Raw genomic sequence first — 16305 nt, 5'->3', positions numbered from 1 at the left:
CAAGGTTCATTTCCGCATCATATTGCTCACGGCGGCATAATGTAGTTAACAAATACAAAACAAGACAGCAGATTAGAGAAGGTTCTCATGTCAAATAACATTCGCATTGAAGAAGACCTGTTAGGTACACGAGAAGTCCCCGCAGAGGCTTACTACGGTGTTCATACCCTGCGTGCGATTGAAAACTTCTATATCAGTAACAGCAAGATCAGTGATGTGCCAGAATTTGTACGCGGCATGGTCATGGTAAAAAAAGCAGCGGCGATGGCGAACAAAGAGTTGCATACCATCCCACGCAAAATTGCTGATGTCATTATTCAGGCATGTGACGAAGTTCTGGATAAAGGGAAGTGTATGGATCAGTTCCCGGTTGACGTGTTCCAAGGCGGCGCCGGTACCTCTTTAAACATGAATACCAACGAAGTTCTGGCCAATATCGGTCTGGAACTGATGGGTCACCAAAAGGGGGAATATCAATACCTCAACCCTAACGACCATCTGAACAAATGCCAGTCCACCAACGATGCCTACCCAACGGGCTTCCGCATCGCGGTTTATGCTTCCATCATGAAGCTGATTGATGCCATCAATCAGTTAAAAGAAGGCTTCGAAAGAAAATCCAAAGAATTCGAGAAAATTCTGAAAATGGGTCGCACCCAATTGCAGGATGCAGTACCCATGACGCTGGGGCAGGAATTCAAAGCTTTCTCGGTGTTATTAAAAGAAGAAACCAAAAATCTGCAACGTACCGCAGAATTGCTGCTGGAAGTTAACCTGGGTGCCACCGCCATCGGTACTGCGCTGAACACACCTGAAGGTTACTCACAGTTAGCGATACAAAAACTTTCTGAAATCAGTGGGTTGGCTTGTGTTCCAGCAGAAGACTTGATTGAAGCGACATCAGACTGTGGTGCTTACGTGATGGTGCACAGCGCCCTGAAACGTTTGGCTGTTAAGATGTCAAAAATCTGCAACGACTTACGTTTGCTTTCTTCTGGCCCACGCACGGGTCTGAATGAAATCAATCTGCCAGAATTGCAGGCCGGTTCTTCCATCATGCCCGCTAAAGTGAACCCGGTGATTCCTGAAGTTGTTAACCAGGTTTGTTTTAAGGTGATCGGTAACGACACTTGCATTACTATGGCGGCCGAAGCAGGTCAGCTCCAATTGAACGTCATGGAGCCGGTAATTGGCCAGGCGATGTTTGAGTCTATCCACATCCTGACAAATGCTTGTTATAACCTGTTGGAAAAATGCATTAATGGCATTACGGCCAACAAAGAAGTCTGCGAGCGTTACGTCTTTAACTCTATCGGTATCGTCACCTATCTGAACCCATTCATTGGTCACCATAACGGTGACATCGTGGGCAAAATTTGTGCAGAAACTGGTAAAAATGTGCGGGAAGTGGTTCTGGAACGCGGCCTATTAACTGAGGCCGAGTTGGACGATATTTTCTCTGTCGAGAACCTGATGCATCCGGCCTATAAGGCAAAACGTTATACCGATGAAAATGAACAATAAAATAATCATCCGGTAGCCCTATAAGGCACGCATGCTCCTCTGGACAGCGTGCCTTTTTACTTTCTAGCAAACACAACTTTTTAACTTTAATTTTTCATTTGGATCAAGGAGTAAACACTATGATAGCCGTAGAATTAGTCATCGTTCTGCTGGCCATTTTTTTAGGGGCCAGGTTAGGCGGTATCGGTATAGGTTTTGCAGGGGGTATTGGTGTTCTGGTATTGGCGATTATTGGTGTCAAACCCGGCAGCATTCCATTCGATGTTATTTCAATTATTATGGCTGTTATTGCCGCCATCTCTGCAATGCAGGTTGCGGGCGGTATGGATTATCTGGTGCAACAAACTGAAAAGTTACTGCGCAAGAACCCAAAACACATCACCATCCTTGCTCCGCTGGTCACGTATTTTCTGACCATCTTTGCCGGGACAGGTAATATTTCTCTGTCAGCCCTGCCGGTGATTGCAGAAGTGGCGAAAGAACAAGGTATCAAACCTTGCCGCCCACTGTCTACCGCGGTAGTCTCCGCGCAAATCGCCATTACCGCATCCCCAATTTCTGCGGCAGTAGTCTACATGTCTTCCGTCATGGAAGGTCATGGCGTCAGTTACTTACACTTATTGATGATAGTCATCCCATCCACCCTGTGCGCGGTGTTTGTGATGTCACTGATTGTTTCCTGGTGCTTTAACTCCAAACTGTCTGATGACCCAATCTATCTAAAACGTTTAGAAGAAGGTTTGGTCACTCTGCGTGGCGACACGGTCAAAGTGATTAAACCACGGGCTAAAACCTCCGTGCTGTTGTTCCTGGCCGGTGTGTTGTGTGTTGTGGCCTATGCCATCATCAACAGCCCAAGTGTCGGTTTGGTGGCTACACCGCTGATGAACACCACTAACGCCATCCTGATCATCATGTTAAGCGTAGCAACTATCACTACCTTAGTGTGTTCGGTTGATACTGATTCAATCCTGAATTCCAGCACATTTAAAGCAGGGATGAGTGCGTGTATTTGTATCCTTGGTGTAGCCTGGTTGGGCGATACCTTTGTACAGCACAACCTGGACTGGATTAAAGAAACTGCTGGTAGCTTGATTCAAGCTCACTCATGGTTGCTGGCCGTAATTTTCTTCTTCTGTTCAGCACTGCTTTACTCTCAAGCTGCAACTGCCAAGGCATTGATGCCAATGGCAATGGCACTGAATGTTTCACCACTGGCGGCCATTGCTTCTTTCGCAGCGGTTTCTGGTCTGTTCATTCTGCCAACCTACCCAACACTGGTTGCAGCAGTACAAATGGATGACACCGGCACAACGCGTATTGGTCGTTTCGTGTTCAACCATCCGTTCTTCATCCCAGGCACCATTGGGGTTGCACTGGCCGTTTGTTTCGGCTTCGTGATGGGCGGTCTGGTTCTGTAATCTATCAGCTGTAAATGGGGCGCGCGATGCGCCCCACTCTCATTTGCGAGCGTCATCGCATCTATTCCACTGCGATATAAATCATCTTCTGACCTACCCCTGCTTCAGGGTATAGTGCGTTTTATAAGCCGATGACTTCACACATTGCGCTATCTCGTAACTTCCCACGCCACCATAGAACAGCACTACCAATGAGGTTAAAATGTCTGATTGTGATGCAATTGTGGTATTGTGCACCGCACCTGATGAGGCCAGCGCGCAGGATTTAGCCGCGCAGGTTCTGGGTGAAAAACTGGCCGCCTGCGCCACATTGTTGCCGGGTGCGACCTCAATTTACTACTGGGAAGGTAAACTCCAGCAAGAGTATGAAGTCCAGCTTTTGTTCAAGAGCAATACTGGCCATCAGCAAGCGCTTCTCAGTTATATCAAACAACATCACCCCTACCAAACACCGGAATTACTGGTGCTGCCGGTACGGGACGGAGATAAAGATTACCTGTCATGGCTCAACGCTTCATTACTCTGATTCTACTGCTGTGCAGCATTTTACTCGCACCGCACAGCGCACAAGCGTCACTGTTTGGTGATAATGCCGCTTTTGGCCAAAAAAGCGCCCAGAGCCGATTTATTCCGGTCGATCAAGCGTTTGCCTTTGATTTTCGCCAACAGGGTGACCAGCTCACCTTAAGTTGGCAGGTTCATCCTGATTATTATCTGTATCGCCAGCAAATCAAAATTGTGCCGCAAGACGCCACGCTCGGGGTATTTACTCTGCCGGAGGGTATCGCGCATCACGATGAGTTCTATGGCGAAGTCGCTATTTTCAAACAACAGTTAATACTGACAATACCCATTACACAAGCCGGTGAGCACGCCAGTGTCAGTGTGACTTATCAGGGCTGCGCCGAAGCGGGTTTCTGCTACCCCCCGGAAACACGGGTGGTTCCACTCTCCGCTATTACTGCCGGTTCATCCGCAGTCACTGCGCCGCCAATCACCGCCCCTGCAACTCCAGCGCCAGCTGAGTTGCCATTCTCCCCTTTGTGGGCGCTACTCATTGGTATTGGTATTGCTTTTACCCCTTGTGTCTTGCCGATGTACCCGCTGATTTCAGCTATTATTCTCGGGCGTGAAAAGCCCCACAGTCAGCGGCGGATATTGCTGTTGGCAGTGGTGTATGTGCAAGGGATGGCGCTGACTTACACCTTGCTCGGCTTAGTGGTGGCAGCGGCGGGCTTACAATTTCAAGCCGCGCTACAACACCCTTATGTGCTGATTGGGCTATCGGCGTTGTTCGTGTTGCTGGCGCTCTCCATGTTTGGCCTCTATTCGCTGCAACTGCCCTCGTCACTGCAAACCCGATTGGTACAGTGGAGTAGCAGCCAACGCGGCGGCTCACTGGCAGGCGTTTTTGCTATGGGCGCACTGGCGGGCCTGATTTGCTCACCCTGCACCACTGCCCCGCTGAGCGCCATCCTGCTCTATATCGCGCAAAGCGGTAATATGCTGGCCGGTGGTGGGACGCTATATTTATATGCTTTAGGAATGGGTATTCCACTGGTGATTGTGACGCTGTTCGGCAACAAGCTGCTGCCGCGCAGTGGCCCGTGGATGCAGTACGTCAAAGAAGCTTTCGGTTTCGTGATTCTGGCGCTGCCGGTGTTCTTGCTGGAAAGAGTGCTAGGCGATGTTTGGGGCTTACGTTTATGGAGCTTGCTGGCGATTGCCTTCTTCGGTTGGGCCTTTGTCTTGAGTCTGAAAGCCCACTCAGGATGGGCGCGAGCCTTCCAATTGCTGCTGCTGGCGGCCTTGCTGGTAGCCGCCCGTCCGCTACAGGATTGGGCTTTCGGTAATCACATACAACAGAGTGAAATTAAGCACTTAGGTTTTAAGTCAGTGGCCGATTTACCTCAGTTACAGGCGGCATTAGCCCAAGCAAAAGGTCAGCCGGTGATGCTGGACTTGTACGCCGACTGGTGTGTCGCCTGCAAAGAGTTTGAAAAATACACTTTCAGTGATGACAAAGTTCAGCGCCAGCTAGCCGATACTGTGCTGCTCCAGGCTGACGTGACAGCCAACAGCACCGAACAGGCCGCGATGTTGAAAAAACTAAATGTATTGGGCTTACCGACCATCCTGTTTTTCGATGCACAGGGGAACGAGATAACCGCCGCCAGAGTGACCGGTTTTATGGATGCCGCGCAGTTCTTGCAGCATCTACAAAACCAGCAGCGGTAACCCGTTTAGCCCAGTAGTGACAGCTCTGCCGTTACTGGACCATCGCCGCATCGAGTAGCCGTTTTTTCAGCAGGTGATATTGCTGCTCGACATACTGCTCGGCCGCACTTTGATCGCCGATAGCCTCCACCTTGACCGCACAGTGTTTGAATTCCGGTGTTTTTGACACCGGATCAACATGATCCACCGTCAGCTCATTACAGGCACCAATCCACCACTGATAGGTCATGTACACTGCGCCGCGATTAGCCCTCTCCGTCACACTGGCGCGCGCAATCACCTTGCCGCGTCGGGAAGAAATCCAGATAAGTGCTTGATCAATAACACCTAACTGACTGGCATCATCAGGGTGAATCTGAACATAACCCGGCTCATCAGCCAAAATTTTCAGGGTGGCGCAGTTACCGGTCATGGAGCGGCAGCTATAGTGCCCCACTTCGCGCACGGTACAGAGTGCCAGCGGATAATCGCGGTCAGTCTGCTCATGGGGCGGCTGCCATGGCGCACAGCTCAGCACACCTTTGCCATCCTCGGTCGCAAACTGGCTATCAGTATAGAGATAAGGCGTGCCGGGGTGATCCTCACTCGGACAGGGCCATTGTACATAGCCCAAACCGGCCATTTTTTCGTAGGTCGCGCCATAAAATGGCGGGCACAGGTTGCGCATCTCATCCCAGATTTGCTGGGTATTCTGGTAAGCCATCGGATAGCCCATCGCCGTGGAGATGAGACTGATTATCTCCCAATCCGGCTTCACATCCCCTTTCGGTTCAATGGCTTTGTTAAAGTGCTGGAAACCACGATCCGCGCTGGTATAGACCCCTTCATGCTCGCCCCACGATGTCGCGGGCAGCACCACATCTGCCAACTCGGCGGTTTTGGTCATAAAAATATCCTGCACCACCACCAGTTCTAATGCCGCAAAAGCGGCGCGCATGGCGGCCAAATCCGGCTCAGTCTGAATTGGATCTTCGCCAAAGACGTAATAGGCTTTCAGCTTGCCATCCGCCACTTTATGGGGGACATCGGTAATCGAGTAGCCCACATGGGCGGGCAACTCAGGCACCCCCCAAGCCGCCGCAAAACGCCCTCTGGCCGCATCGTCAGTGACTTTCTCATAACCGGGGAAGGTATTGGGCAAGACGCCCATATCACAGGCCCCCTGCACATTATTCTGGCCGCGCACCGGCCCGACACCCACATTGGGCCGCCCGAGATTGCCAGTTAATAGCGCCAGCGAAGATAGCCCTTTCACCACATCCACCGCCTGCCCCCATTGTGTCACCCCCATGCCCCATAAAATGGTGGCAGCCGGGGCGGCGGCATAGGTGCGCATCGCCAGACGAACCGCTGATGCAGGTAATCCGGTGATCTGCTCGACCGCCTCTGGGCGGTAATCCGCCACGCCCGCTTTCAGCTCCTCAAAGCCGCGAGTATGGGCACGAACATAATTATCGTCGTAGAGTTTCTCTTCAATCAGCACGTAAATGAAGGCATTTACCAAAGCCATATTCGCGCCATTGTTCAGCGGTAGCCATTGATCGGCAATGCGGGCGGTTTCAATGTGCCGTGGATCACAGACGATCAGTTTCGCCCCCTTGCTTTTGGCCTTTAAGATCCGCCGTGCGACGATCGGGTGAGAGTCGGCGGCGTTATAGCCAAAGACCAATACGCAGTCAGTATTTTCGATTTCGCCGATGGAGTTGCTCATCGCGCCATTACCCAGCGTTTGCTGCAATCCCGCCACCGAGGGGCCGTGACATAAGCGGGCGCAGCAGTCGATATTGTTGGTGCCGATGGCGGCGCGGGCAAACTTTTGCATCACATAATTGGCCTCATTCCCCGGCCCTCGGGAGGAGCCAGTCATCATGATGGCATCTGGCCCACTCTCTTTTTTGATGGTTTTCAGTTTAGCCGTGATGAAAGCAATGGCTTCTTGCCAGCTCACGCGCTGAAACGCCTCGCCCCGCTGACGGCGCAATAAGGGGGCTGTCAGCCGTGGGGTTAGCAGGCGGGTATCATTGAGAAAATCCCAGCCATAGTAGCCCTTCAAGCACAACTCGCCTTGATTAGTAACGCCATTGGCGGGCTGTGCGCCAACAATTTCGCCGCCTTCAACCAATAAATTCAATTTACATCCGGAGCCACAATAGGGGCAGACCGTGAGGATCTTGTCCATTTTCTTATCCTTACTTATGGCCACAGAAACTTATGACCACAGGAGCTTATGACCATAAAATTTAGCGGGTGATACCTGATGTCGCGCCACGAGCCGCTCGCCATTGCCGCTCCCGCTGTAGTGTTTCCAAGGCCATCGGCGTCACCAGTTTCAGTGCTTTGGTAGGGCAAACCTCAATACAGGCCGGGCCTGCCTCCCGCGTATGACACAAATCACACTTGTGCGCCCGCTCGGGGCTGTGATTATTCGCCTGCTCAATGATATTCATCGCCCCAAATGGGCAGACCAACATGCAGGTTTTGCAGCCGATACAGTGCGAAGCCAACACCTGCACCCCATGCTCGCCAGTAACAATCGCCCCATTTGGGCAAGAGTTCTCACAGGGGGCATCCTCGCATTGATGGCAGAGAATCGGGGTGCTGACCGCAAAACTTTTCATCACGCTCAGACGCGGGTGAAACTGTTCCGGCGTAAGGGTGCTGGCCCTATTATCCGCGCTGTGGGCCACCACACAGGCGATTTCACAGGTGCGGCAGCCAATGCACTGGGTCATATCGGCAATAACAAATCGGTTCATCTTCTCTCCTGGCCACCAGCTAAAAAACATTAATCACTTACAAAACATGAAGATAATAAGCAATGCTTTCGGCCGCTTTGCGCCCCTCGGCAATGGCAGTCACAATCAGGTCCGCACCGCGCACGATGTCCCCCCCAGCAAAGATCTTGGGATTACTGGTTTGATACGGATAGCCTGAGATGGTCGGCGCAACCACCCGCCCCTGTTTATCCAGCACCACATTGTGCTCGGCCAGCCACGACATGCGGTGTGGGCTGAAACCAAATGCCATGATCACCGCATCGGCAGGAATAATATGTTCGGAACCGGCGATAGCCTGCGCCTGCCGCCGCCCTTTGGCATCCGCCTGACCCATTTCGGTACGCACCATTTTGATACCCGTCACCTGCCCCTGTTCATCGACCTCAATCCGTTGCGGTTGGAGATTAAACATAAAATCAGCTCCCTCTTCGCGCGCATTTTTGACCTCGCGCTTGGAACCTGGCATGTTCTTTTCATCGCGACGATAGGCGCAAATGACATTCGCGGCTCCATGACGCAATGAGGTGCGCACACAATCCATCGCCGTATCACCGCCACCTAATACCACCACCCGCTGGTTTTCCATGCTGACATAGGGGTGAGCGCTGCTGGCGGTATAGCCCATCAGATGTTGGGTATTACCAATCAGGAATGGCAGGGCATCGTAAACCCCTGAGGCATCTTCATTTTCCAGCCCAGAGCGCATCGAGCGGTAGGTGCCGACCCCCAGAAAGAGCGCGTCATAATCACTGAGCAAACTCTCCATCGTGATATCGCGACCAATCTCGGTATTCAGGCAAAACTCGACCCCCATCTCGCTGAAGATCTCACGCCGGCGGCTCATCACCCCTTTTTCTAATTTGAATGCGGGGATACCAAAGGTCAGTAAACCGCCGATTTCGGGATAGCGGTCAAACACCACGGGCGTGATGCCATTGCGCACCAAAATATCTGCACAACCTAGGCCCGCAGGCCCTGCGCCGATAATCGCCACCCGCTTGCCTGTCGGTTTGACCTGCGACATATCGGGCCGCCAGCCCGTGGCTAATGCGGTTTCCGTGATATGCCGCTCAATCTGACCAATGGTGACGGCACCGTCATGGTCATTGAGTGTGCAAGCCTGCTCACACAGGCGATCTTGTGGACATACGCGGCCACAGATCTCTGGCAAGCTGCTGGTTTGATGGGATAATTCTGCCGCTTCATGGATGCGTCCCTGATGGGCCAAAGCAATCCATTTTGGAATCTCGTTATGTAGCGGGCAAGTCCACTGGCAGATAGTTTTATCGCCACAATTCAAGCAGCGCTCCGCTTGCTCATTGATCTGACCGTCGGTGAACGGCAGATAGATTTCAGCAAAGCTGCTTTTCCGTTCCGCCAGTGGAATCTTTTTCGGCTCCCACCTTGGGGTGCGTGGGCGCTGCAACAAATTGACGGGGGCAGCATCGCGGATATTTTTGCTTAGCGGGCTGAAAGAGTGCGTCACACCGGCAGAAGTGGCGCTGCTAAACAGGCGGCCATTGTGCTCATTCAGTGCCGTGCGCTGACGTTTTAGCCGCTGCTGGTTCAGCAGATAGTGCTGATCGACCAGTGTCAGCGCCTGAGTTGGGCAGGTTTTGATGCAGGCGGGGCCATCAGGCTGGTCAATACAAAGGTCGCATTTCTGTGCCTCAGTGCGCTGATAAGCATCGGCCAGACGATGGCTGGCGGGCTGGACGGTCTCAGTCACCACCGTCATCATGCCAAATGGGCAGGCAATCATGCAGGTTTTACAGCCGATACATTTTTCCTGAATAACCTGAATACTATTATTCATCTCAACAATGGCCCCATTGGGACAAGTGCTGGCACAGGGGGCGTCTTCGCAGTGATGGCAAAAAACTGCCGTCGCACTCAATGTGCCATTAACACTCTGCGGGTCATTGAAATCTTGCCGGCCCTTAAACACCTTAAGCCGGGGCGTGAAGTATTCCGGTTTATCAGGGAATTTGCCCTCATGATGTGCCACCACACAAGCAACTTCACAACTCCGACACCCAATACAGCTCTCGGCGTCAGCAACAATAAATGGATTCATCTTATTTTCCCAGAAGTCATACTATTGCCGGATAAATAGTTATTATTTGCAACAACGTTTCACAACTCTATCAATTCATTAACCTTACAAACATAGTGGCTATAATGCGATATTATTACAATTAATTTTTGATGCAAAAGAATTGGGTTAATGCTGATATTTTTGGTTAATTAAATTGGCAAACGCCCTAATGAAAAAGAATTAAATCCAGGAGGAAGAGATTCAAAATAGGCGATTACCCCGTTTATTCTTTTTTATAAAGGGGATTAATTGGTTCAGGATGAACTGACCCTTTAATTAATCTCGTAGTTTCACTGATTAAAGAGTGATCTAGATCACTTTAATTCCAGATATCAACCGGATTTTATTAAAATCAAGATGAATTGTGATGTTAAGCCCATTGTGCTGTACAGCCACACAACAATTAAATGATTTACCCACATTTTTTTGGGCCGATGCACAATGCGATTTATTGCCCATCTCCATATAATGTCCACAGCGCTAATGAAGACATTTTGATAATTAAATTTTGCACTTATATGACACCAAATAAAAAATAGGTTATTGCATCTGATTCATAACGAACATAAATGCGGCAACCTAAAAAATGATTTATAGAGGGTATAAAAATGAGTCTGGAAGCCGCTGTACCTGAAAAACGGACCCACGTCCGATATATAATATTATTGATTATCTTTATTGTGACGGCAATTAACTATGCTGACCGGGCAACATTATCTATTGCGGGCACCGAAGTAGCAAAAGAGCTGCAATTAGATGCCGTGGCAATGGGCTATATCTTCTCTGCATTCGGTTGGGCTTATCTGCTGATGCAAATACCAGGCGGCTGGTTGCTAGACCGCTACGGCTCCAAACGTGTCTACACCTACAGTTTATTCTTCTGGTCACTCTTCACCTTTATGCAAGGCTTTGTTGACATGTTCCCGATAGCTTACGCTGCTATCTCCATGTTTATCATGCGCTTTATGTTAGGTTTTTCTGAGGCACCCTCTTTCCCGGCTAACGCCAGAATTGTCGCGGCTTGGTTCCCGACGAAAGAGAGGGGCACCGCATCAGCCATATTTAACTCTGCACAATACTTCTCACTGGCTATATTCTCTCCACTGTTAGGGTATTTAACCTTTGCTTGGGGCTGGCAGCATGTATTTACCGTCATGGGCGGGTTGGGTTTTGTATTAACCATCGCTTGGGTTAAATTTATTCATAACCCAACGGATCACCCTGATATGTCCGCTTCAGAGCTTGAATACATCAAACAAGGCGGTGCCGTTGTTGATATGGATCACAAGAAACCTGATGGTCATAAAAGTGGTCCTAAATTAGATTACATGAAGCAATTGTTATCCAGTCGAATGATGTTGGGCGTCTTCTTCGGGCAATACTTTATTAATACCATTACCTGGTTCTTCCTCACCTGGTTCCCTATTTATCTGGTGCAAGATAAAGGAATGTCTATTTTAAAAGTGGGTATGGTGGCCTCAGTTCCCGCCTTATGTGGATTTGCCGGGGGTGTATTAGGCGGCGTATTCTCAGACTCACTCATTAAGCGCGGCCATTCACTGACCTTCGCCCGTAAACTCCCTATCGTGTTAGGGATGCTATTGGCATCCAGTATTATTCTGTGTAACTACGTCGACAGTGACGTTGTGGTCGTGGCATTAATGGCATTAGCCTTCTTTGGCAAAGGTTTCGGTGCCTTGGGTTGGCCGGTCATTGCCGATACCGCACCTAAAGAGATTGTTGGCCTGTGCGGGGGAATGTTTAACGTCTTTGGTAATGTCGCTTCTATCGTCACCCCTTTGGTTATCGGCTACTTGGTGAGAGAGTTACACTCCTTTAATGCCGCATTAATCTTTGTGGGTTGTTCTGCCCTAATGGCGATGTTCTGCTACTTATTTATTGTCGGTGATATTAAGCGACTGGAATTAAAAACTTCCTAATGGCATAAAAATAGAATTTAAGACGAATAGTATTCAAGATAAATAATGGCTGTATTGAGAAGAATAACAGTTATATTATCGATATAAATATTATAAGGATAATATTATGAGCACTTGTAATCGTCCTGTAGATAACCCGCTTTATATTAAAGTACAGGACGCGGATAACGTTGCCATTGTGGTGAATAACAATGGGCTTTGTGCTGGCACCCGGTTTAAATGTGGCCTCGAACTGATTGAGCATGTCCCACAAGGCCATAAAGTCGCCTTGGTCGATATCCCTCAAGGCGGGCCGATTATCCGCTATGCCGAGGTGATTGGCTTGGCAGTCCGCGATATTGCCCGTGGTGGCTGGATAGATGAATCACTGGTCGAGTTACCTGCCGCCCCCGCGCTGGAAACTTTGCCCCTTGCCACCGCCGTCCCCGCCCCATTGCCGCCACTGGAGGGTTACACCTTTGAGGGCTACCGCAACGCGGACGGCAGTGTCGGCACCAAAAACCTGCTCGCCATTACCACCAGCGTCCATTGTGTGGCGGGCGTCGTCGATTATGTAGTCAATATCATTGAGCGCACGCTGCTGGCGAAATACCCAAATGTCGACGGCGTGGTCGCGCTCAATCACCTTTATGGCTGCGGGGTTGCCATCAATGCCCCCGCAGCGGTTGTGCCCATTCGCACCATTCACAACCTGGCACTCAATCCCAATTTTGGCGGGGAAGTCATGGTGGTGGGCCTCGGCTGTGAAAAGCTGCAACCTGAACGCCTACTGGAAGGGACGCCGGATGTGCAGGTTATCTCACTGGATGAGAGCAATATTGTGCGCCTACAGGATGAGAAACACGTGGGCTTCCGCTCAATGGTCGATGAGATCCTGCAAGTGGCTGAAAAGCACCTGCAACGCCTGAACCTGCGCCAGCGCGAGACCTGCCCGGCCGCTGATCTGGTGGTGGGCATGCAATGTGGCGGCAGTGATGCTTTCTCTGGTGTGACCGCTAACCCTGCGGTGGGCTACGCCTCTGACTTGCTGGTGCGCTGCGGGGCGACAGTCATGTTCTCGGAAGTGACCGAAGTCCGCGATGCCATCCATTTGTTAACACCGCGCGCCGTCAACGAAGAGGTAGGCAGACGGCTGCTCGAAGAGATGAAATGGTACGATGACTATCTCGAAACCGGTAAAACTGACCGCAGCGCTAACCCTTCTCCGGGGAATAAAAAGGGCGGGCTGGCAAATGTGGTTGAGAAAGCACTGGGTTCAATTGCCAAATCGGGCCGCAGCGCCATTGCGGAAGTGCTCTCTCCCGGTCAGCGCCCAACTCAGCGGGGGCTGATCTTTGCCGCCACACCCGCCAGTGATTTTGTCTGCGGCACCCAACAATTGGCCTCTGGCATTACCGTGCAGGTATTTACCACCGGGCGCGGCACCCCCTATGGGCTAGCGGCAGTGCCGGTGATCAAAATGGCGACGCGCACTGATCTGGCTAACCGCTGGCATGATTTGATGGATATCGACGCCGGAACCATTGCCACTGGTGATGCAACCATTGAAGAGGTCGGCCAGAAATTATTTGAATTGATTCTGGATATTGCCAGTGATCGCAAGCGCACGTGGTCAGATCAGTGGGGGCTGCGCAATGCCTTGGCGGTGTTTAACCCCGCGCCGGTGACCTAACACTCTCTGCACCGCGACTTTCTGCACTGCTCTTGGCCGAGTCACTGACTCGGCCTTGTTTGTTCACCCCACGACTTTTGCTCACCCCGCTACTCCTGTTCCCCCAACTGCAAGGCCACATACAGCAACAGACGGTCATCAAAGTTCGCCAAATCCAGCCCTGTCAGCTCCGAAATACGATTCAGTCGATATTCCAAGGTGTTACGGTGAATGAAAAGCGCTTTTGCCGTCGCCGTCGGCTGTACATTGTGGCGAAACCAACAGGCTAACGTCCGGCGCAGCAGGCCATTGCTGTCCATTGCCCGCAATTTGGCTAACGGCAACGCCAGCTCATTGGCTTGCCAGCCGCCGCGCAGACTGTCCAGCAGAACCGGCAGCACCAAATCCTGATAGTAATAGCTACGTTGCTCCGGCAACCGCTGTTTGCCCACCGCCATCGTGGTGCGGGCTGTTCGGTATGAGCGGGCGATGCTGCCGGGGCCAGTAAAAAAGTTCCCCAATGAGAGCCGCACCCGCAGGCGGCCTCGCTCCGTCATGCGGGAGAGTAACAACTCCATCCGCCGCCGATGGTCAATAGCATCCCAGCGGCCATGACTGTTCAGCGCCGGTTTCAGCACCACCATTTCAGTCAGGGAGACAATCGCGATCAGGTTGTTGCGCTCCGGCGTCGTCAGCAGGGTTTGCAGCTCCTGCAACTCCGACATGGCGCTGTCGACACTCAACTGGCCGCTGTCCACATCCACCACCGCCACCACCCGCGGCTCATTGATATCTACCCCAAGCCGCTGCGCCCATTCAATCAGCGCGGGTGATATCTCTTCAGTACGAATTAGGTTGAGTACCAGCTCTTCACGTAAACGGCTGTCTTGCGCCAGCAGATGCACTAGCCGCGCCTGCTCCATCATCATCTCTGCGGCCATGCAGACCAGTTCGCCATATTGGCGCAGTTGGCCCGGATTGCCAGTCAAACCAATCACCCCGACGATCTCCCCCTCAAGGCGCAACGGCAGGTTGATCCCCGGCCTCACGCCGTGCAACTGGCGAGCCACCGCGTCATCAATATCGACGATCCGGCCATGAGAGAGCGACAATAGCGCCCCTTCATGCAGCTCGCCGAGGCGCTCTTCATCGCCGCTGCCAATGATCCGCCCTTTGCCATCCATTACATTGATATTGGTATCAATGATCTTCATGGTACGGGTGACGATCTCTTGGGCTAGTCGGGGGTCAAGATTATATACACTCATGGAAGGGCCTCAATCTGGGCTGATGCACCAGCATATGAGGTCTGACGAGGGATTACATTGGACAAATGCCCAACTTACATCATGAAGAGAAAGAGTTGCGGCGAGGGTCACAAAAATGGCGAATACAAGCGGGGTGTTGTGGGAAATAGGGGCGGTCAGACAGGAGATCGGGGCCAATCCATCGTCAGCCCTGATCACCTGCAAATTAGGCTTTGCCCGCCGCCATACCTATCGCCAGTGTCGCGGCGATATTCCGTGCGGTTCGGAACACATTATCGGCGGCATTATCCAGCGCCTGCTCTAAAGTGCAAATACTGTAAATCACACTGAATACCGCATCCAGACCCTGCTCATACACCACATCCACATCGTCTGTCAGGCTACCGGCAATCCCAATCACCGGTTTGTTATAACGTTTAGCCACTCTGGCGACCCCAATAGGAACCTTGCCGTGAATGGTTTGGCTGTCGATGCGCCCTTCGCCAGTAATCACAAAAGTGGCGTCCCGCACCAGTGCGTCCAGACCGAGCGCATCCGTCACAATATTGATGCCAGGACTTAAGGTCGCCCCACAAAATGCGAGCAGTGCCGCACCTAATCCCCCTGCCGCACCCGCCCCTTCAACCTGATCAACGTCAATATCCAGATAACGTTTTATCACGCCAGCATAGTGCAATAACCCCTCATCCAGTTGGGCGATCATGTCTGGTGTCGCGCCTTTTTGCGGCCCGAAAACTGCCGAGGCCCCTTCGCTGCCGGTTAGCGGATTAGTGACATCACAGGCGACATCAATTTGGCACTGCTGAATACGGGGGTCGAGGGCGGTGATATCAATCACATCCAGATCAGCCAGTTTATCGCCCCCCAACCCCAGCGGCTGGCCCTGCTTATTCAGCAGCTTAACCCCCAGCGCCTGCGCCATACCTGCGCCACCATCATTGGTTGCGCTGCCACCGATACCGATAATGATATGTTTCACCCCCTGATTCAGCGCGTGCAAAATCAGTTCACCCGTGCCATAGGAGGTGGTTTTCAGTGGATTACGCTGTGCGATGGGGACAAGCTCCAGCCCGCTGGCGGCGGCCATTTCAATAAATGCGCACTTTTCATCACCGGAGATACCGTAAAAAGCATCGACGTTATCCCCTAACGGGCCGGTCACATCGACCTTGATAATTCTGCCAGCAGTCGCCGCGACCATGGCTTCTACTGTGCCTTCGCCACCATCAGCAACCGGCAACTTGATATAGTGCGCGTCAGGAAACTGGGTGCGAAAACCCGCTTCAATCTGCACCGCAACCTCTAGCGCGGATAAACTTTCTTTATAAGAGTCCGGGGCGATGACTATTTTCATAAATGATTCAATCTCATGAGCTATCCGACATCAC

The 16305-nt window shown here is 51.7% G+C and carries 11 protein-coding genes; 6 read left to right on the top strand and 5 right to left on the bottom strand.

Going from position 1 to position 16305, the window contains the following annotated elements; all coding sequences use genetic code 11:
* Window positions 1-87 precede the first annotated feature (87 nt).
* The 4 genes from aspA to DXZ79_RS02165 all read left to right on the top strand — a co-directional run bounded on the left by aspA (window position 88) and on the right by DXZ79_RS02165 (window position 5183).
* Window positions 88-1524: an aspartate ammonia-lyase gene (gene aspA / locus DXZ79_RS02180; RefSeq protein ID WP_038636982.1), complete on the top strand. Its 1437-nt coding sequence runs from the start codon at window positions 88-90 to the stop codon at window positions 1522-1524.
* Between the two features lie 119 nt (window positions 1525-1643).
* Complete coding sequence (locus tag DXZ79_RS02175; RefSeq protein ID WP_050291540.1) at window positions 1644-2945, top strand: anaerobic C4-dicarboxylate transporter; 1302 nt, start codon at window positions 1644-1646, stop codon at window positions 2943-2945.
* A 202-nt stretch (window positions 2946-3147) separates the two neighbouring features.
* Window positions 3148-3471 (top strand): divalent cation tolerance protein CutA, encoded by a 324-nt coding sequence (gene cutA, locus DXZ79_RS02170; protein WP_004391819.1) that lies wholly within the window; start codon window positions 3148-3150, stop codon window positions 3469-3471.
* Window positions 3447-5183, top strand: coding sequence for a protein-disulfide reductase DsbD (locus DXZ79_RS02165; protein ID WP_038636993.1), 1737 nt, complete (start codon window positions 3447-3449; stop codon window positions 5181-5183). The genes cutA and DXZ79_RS02165 overlap by 25 nt, the downstream gene beginning before the upstream one ends.
* 31 nt (window positions 5184-5214) lie before the next feature.
* On the opposite strand, the gene fdhF is transcribed toward DXZ79_RS02165, so the two are convergent.
* The 3 genes from fdhF to aegA form a co-directional block, all read right to left on the bottom strand.
* Window positions 5215-7362 (bottom strand): formate dehydrogenase subunit alpha, encoded by a 2148-nt coding sequence (gene fdhF, locus DXZ79_RS02160; RefSeq protein ID WP_038636995.1) that lies wholly within the window; start codon window positions 7360-7362, stop codon window positions 5215-5217.
* Between the two features lie 61 nt (window positions 7363-7423).
* Complete coding sequence (locus tag DXZ79_RS02155; protein WP_038636997.1) at window positions 7424-7939, bottom strand: 4Fe-4S binding protein; 516 nt, start codon at window positions 7937-7939, stop codon at window positions 7424-7426.
* A 37-nt stretch (window positions 7940-7976) separates the two neighbouring features.
* Complete coding sequence (aegA, locus tag DXZ79_RS02150) at window positions 7977-10037, bottom strand: formate-dependent uric acid utilization protein AegA (protein ID WP_038636999.1); 2061 nt, start codon at window positions 10035-10037, stop codon at window positions 7977-7979.
* Window positions 10038-10666: 629 nt separating this feature from the next.
* Here aegA and DXZ79_RS02145 point away from each other — a divergent pair.
* Both DXZ79_RS02145 and garD read left to right on the top strand, forming a co-directional pair.
* Window positions 10667-11998: an MFS transporter gene (locus DXZ79_RS02145; RefSeq protein WP_050291539.1), complete on the top strand. Its 1332-nt coding sequence runs from the start codon at window positions 10667-10669 to the stop codon at window positions 11996-11998.
* 106 nt (window positions 11999-12104) lie between these two features.
* Window positions 12105-13670 carry a galactarate dehydratase gene (gene garD, locus DXZ79_RS02140; protein WP_050291538.1) on the top strand — a complete coding sequence of 522 codons (1566 nt, stop codon included), beginning with the start codon at window positions 12105-12107 and terminating at the stop codon, window positions 13668-13670.
* An 89-nt stretch (window positions 13671-13759) separates the two neighbouring features.
* On the opposite strand, the gene DXZ79_RS02135 is transcribed toward garD, so the two are convergent.
* On the bottom strand, window positions 13760-14917 hold the full coding sequence (locus DXZ79_RS02135; protein ID WP_038637004.1) for a CdaR family transcriptional regulator: 1158 nt from the start codon (window positions 14915-14917) through the stop codon (window positions 13760-13762).
* Window positions 14918-15122: 205 nt separating this feature from the next.
* Window positions 15123-16271 carry a glycerate kinase gene (locus DXZ79_RS02130; protein ID WP_038637006.1) on the bottom strand — a complete coding sequence of 383 codons (1149 nt, stop codon included), beginning with the start codon at window positions 16269-16271 and terminating at the stop codon, window positions 15123-15125.
* Window positions 16272-16305: the final 34 nt, after the last annotated feature.

The organism is Yersinia rochesterensis (genome assembly GCF_003600645.1).
GTDB lineage: Bacteria > Pseudomonadota > Gammaproteobacteria > Enterobacterales > Enterobacteriaceae > Yersinia > Yersinia rochesterensis.
This window is presented reverse-complemented; position numbering and strand designations above follow the sequence as displayed.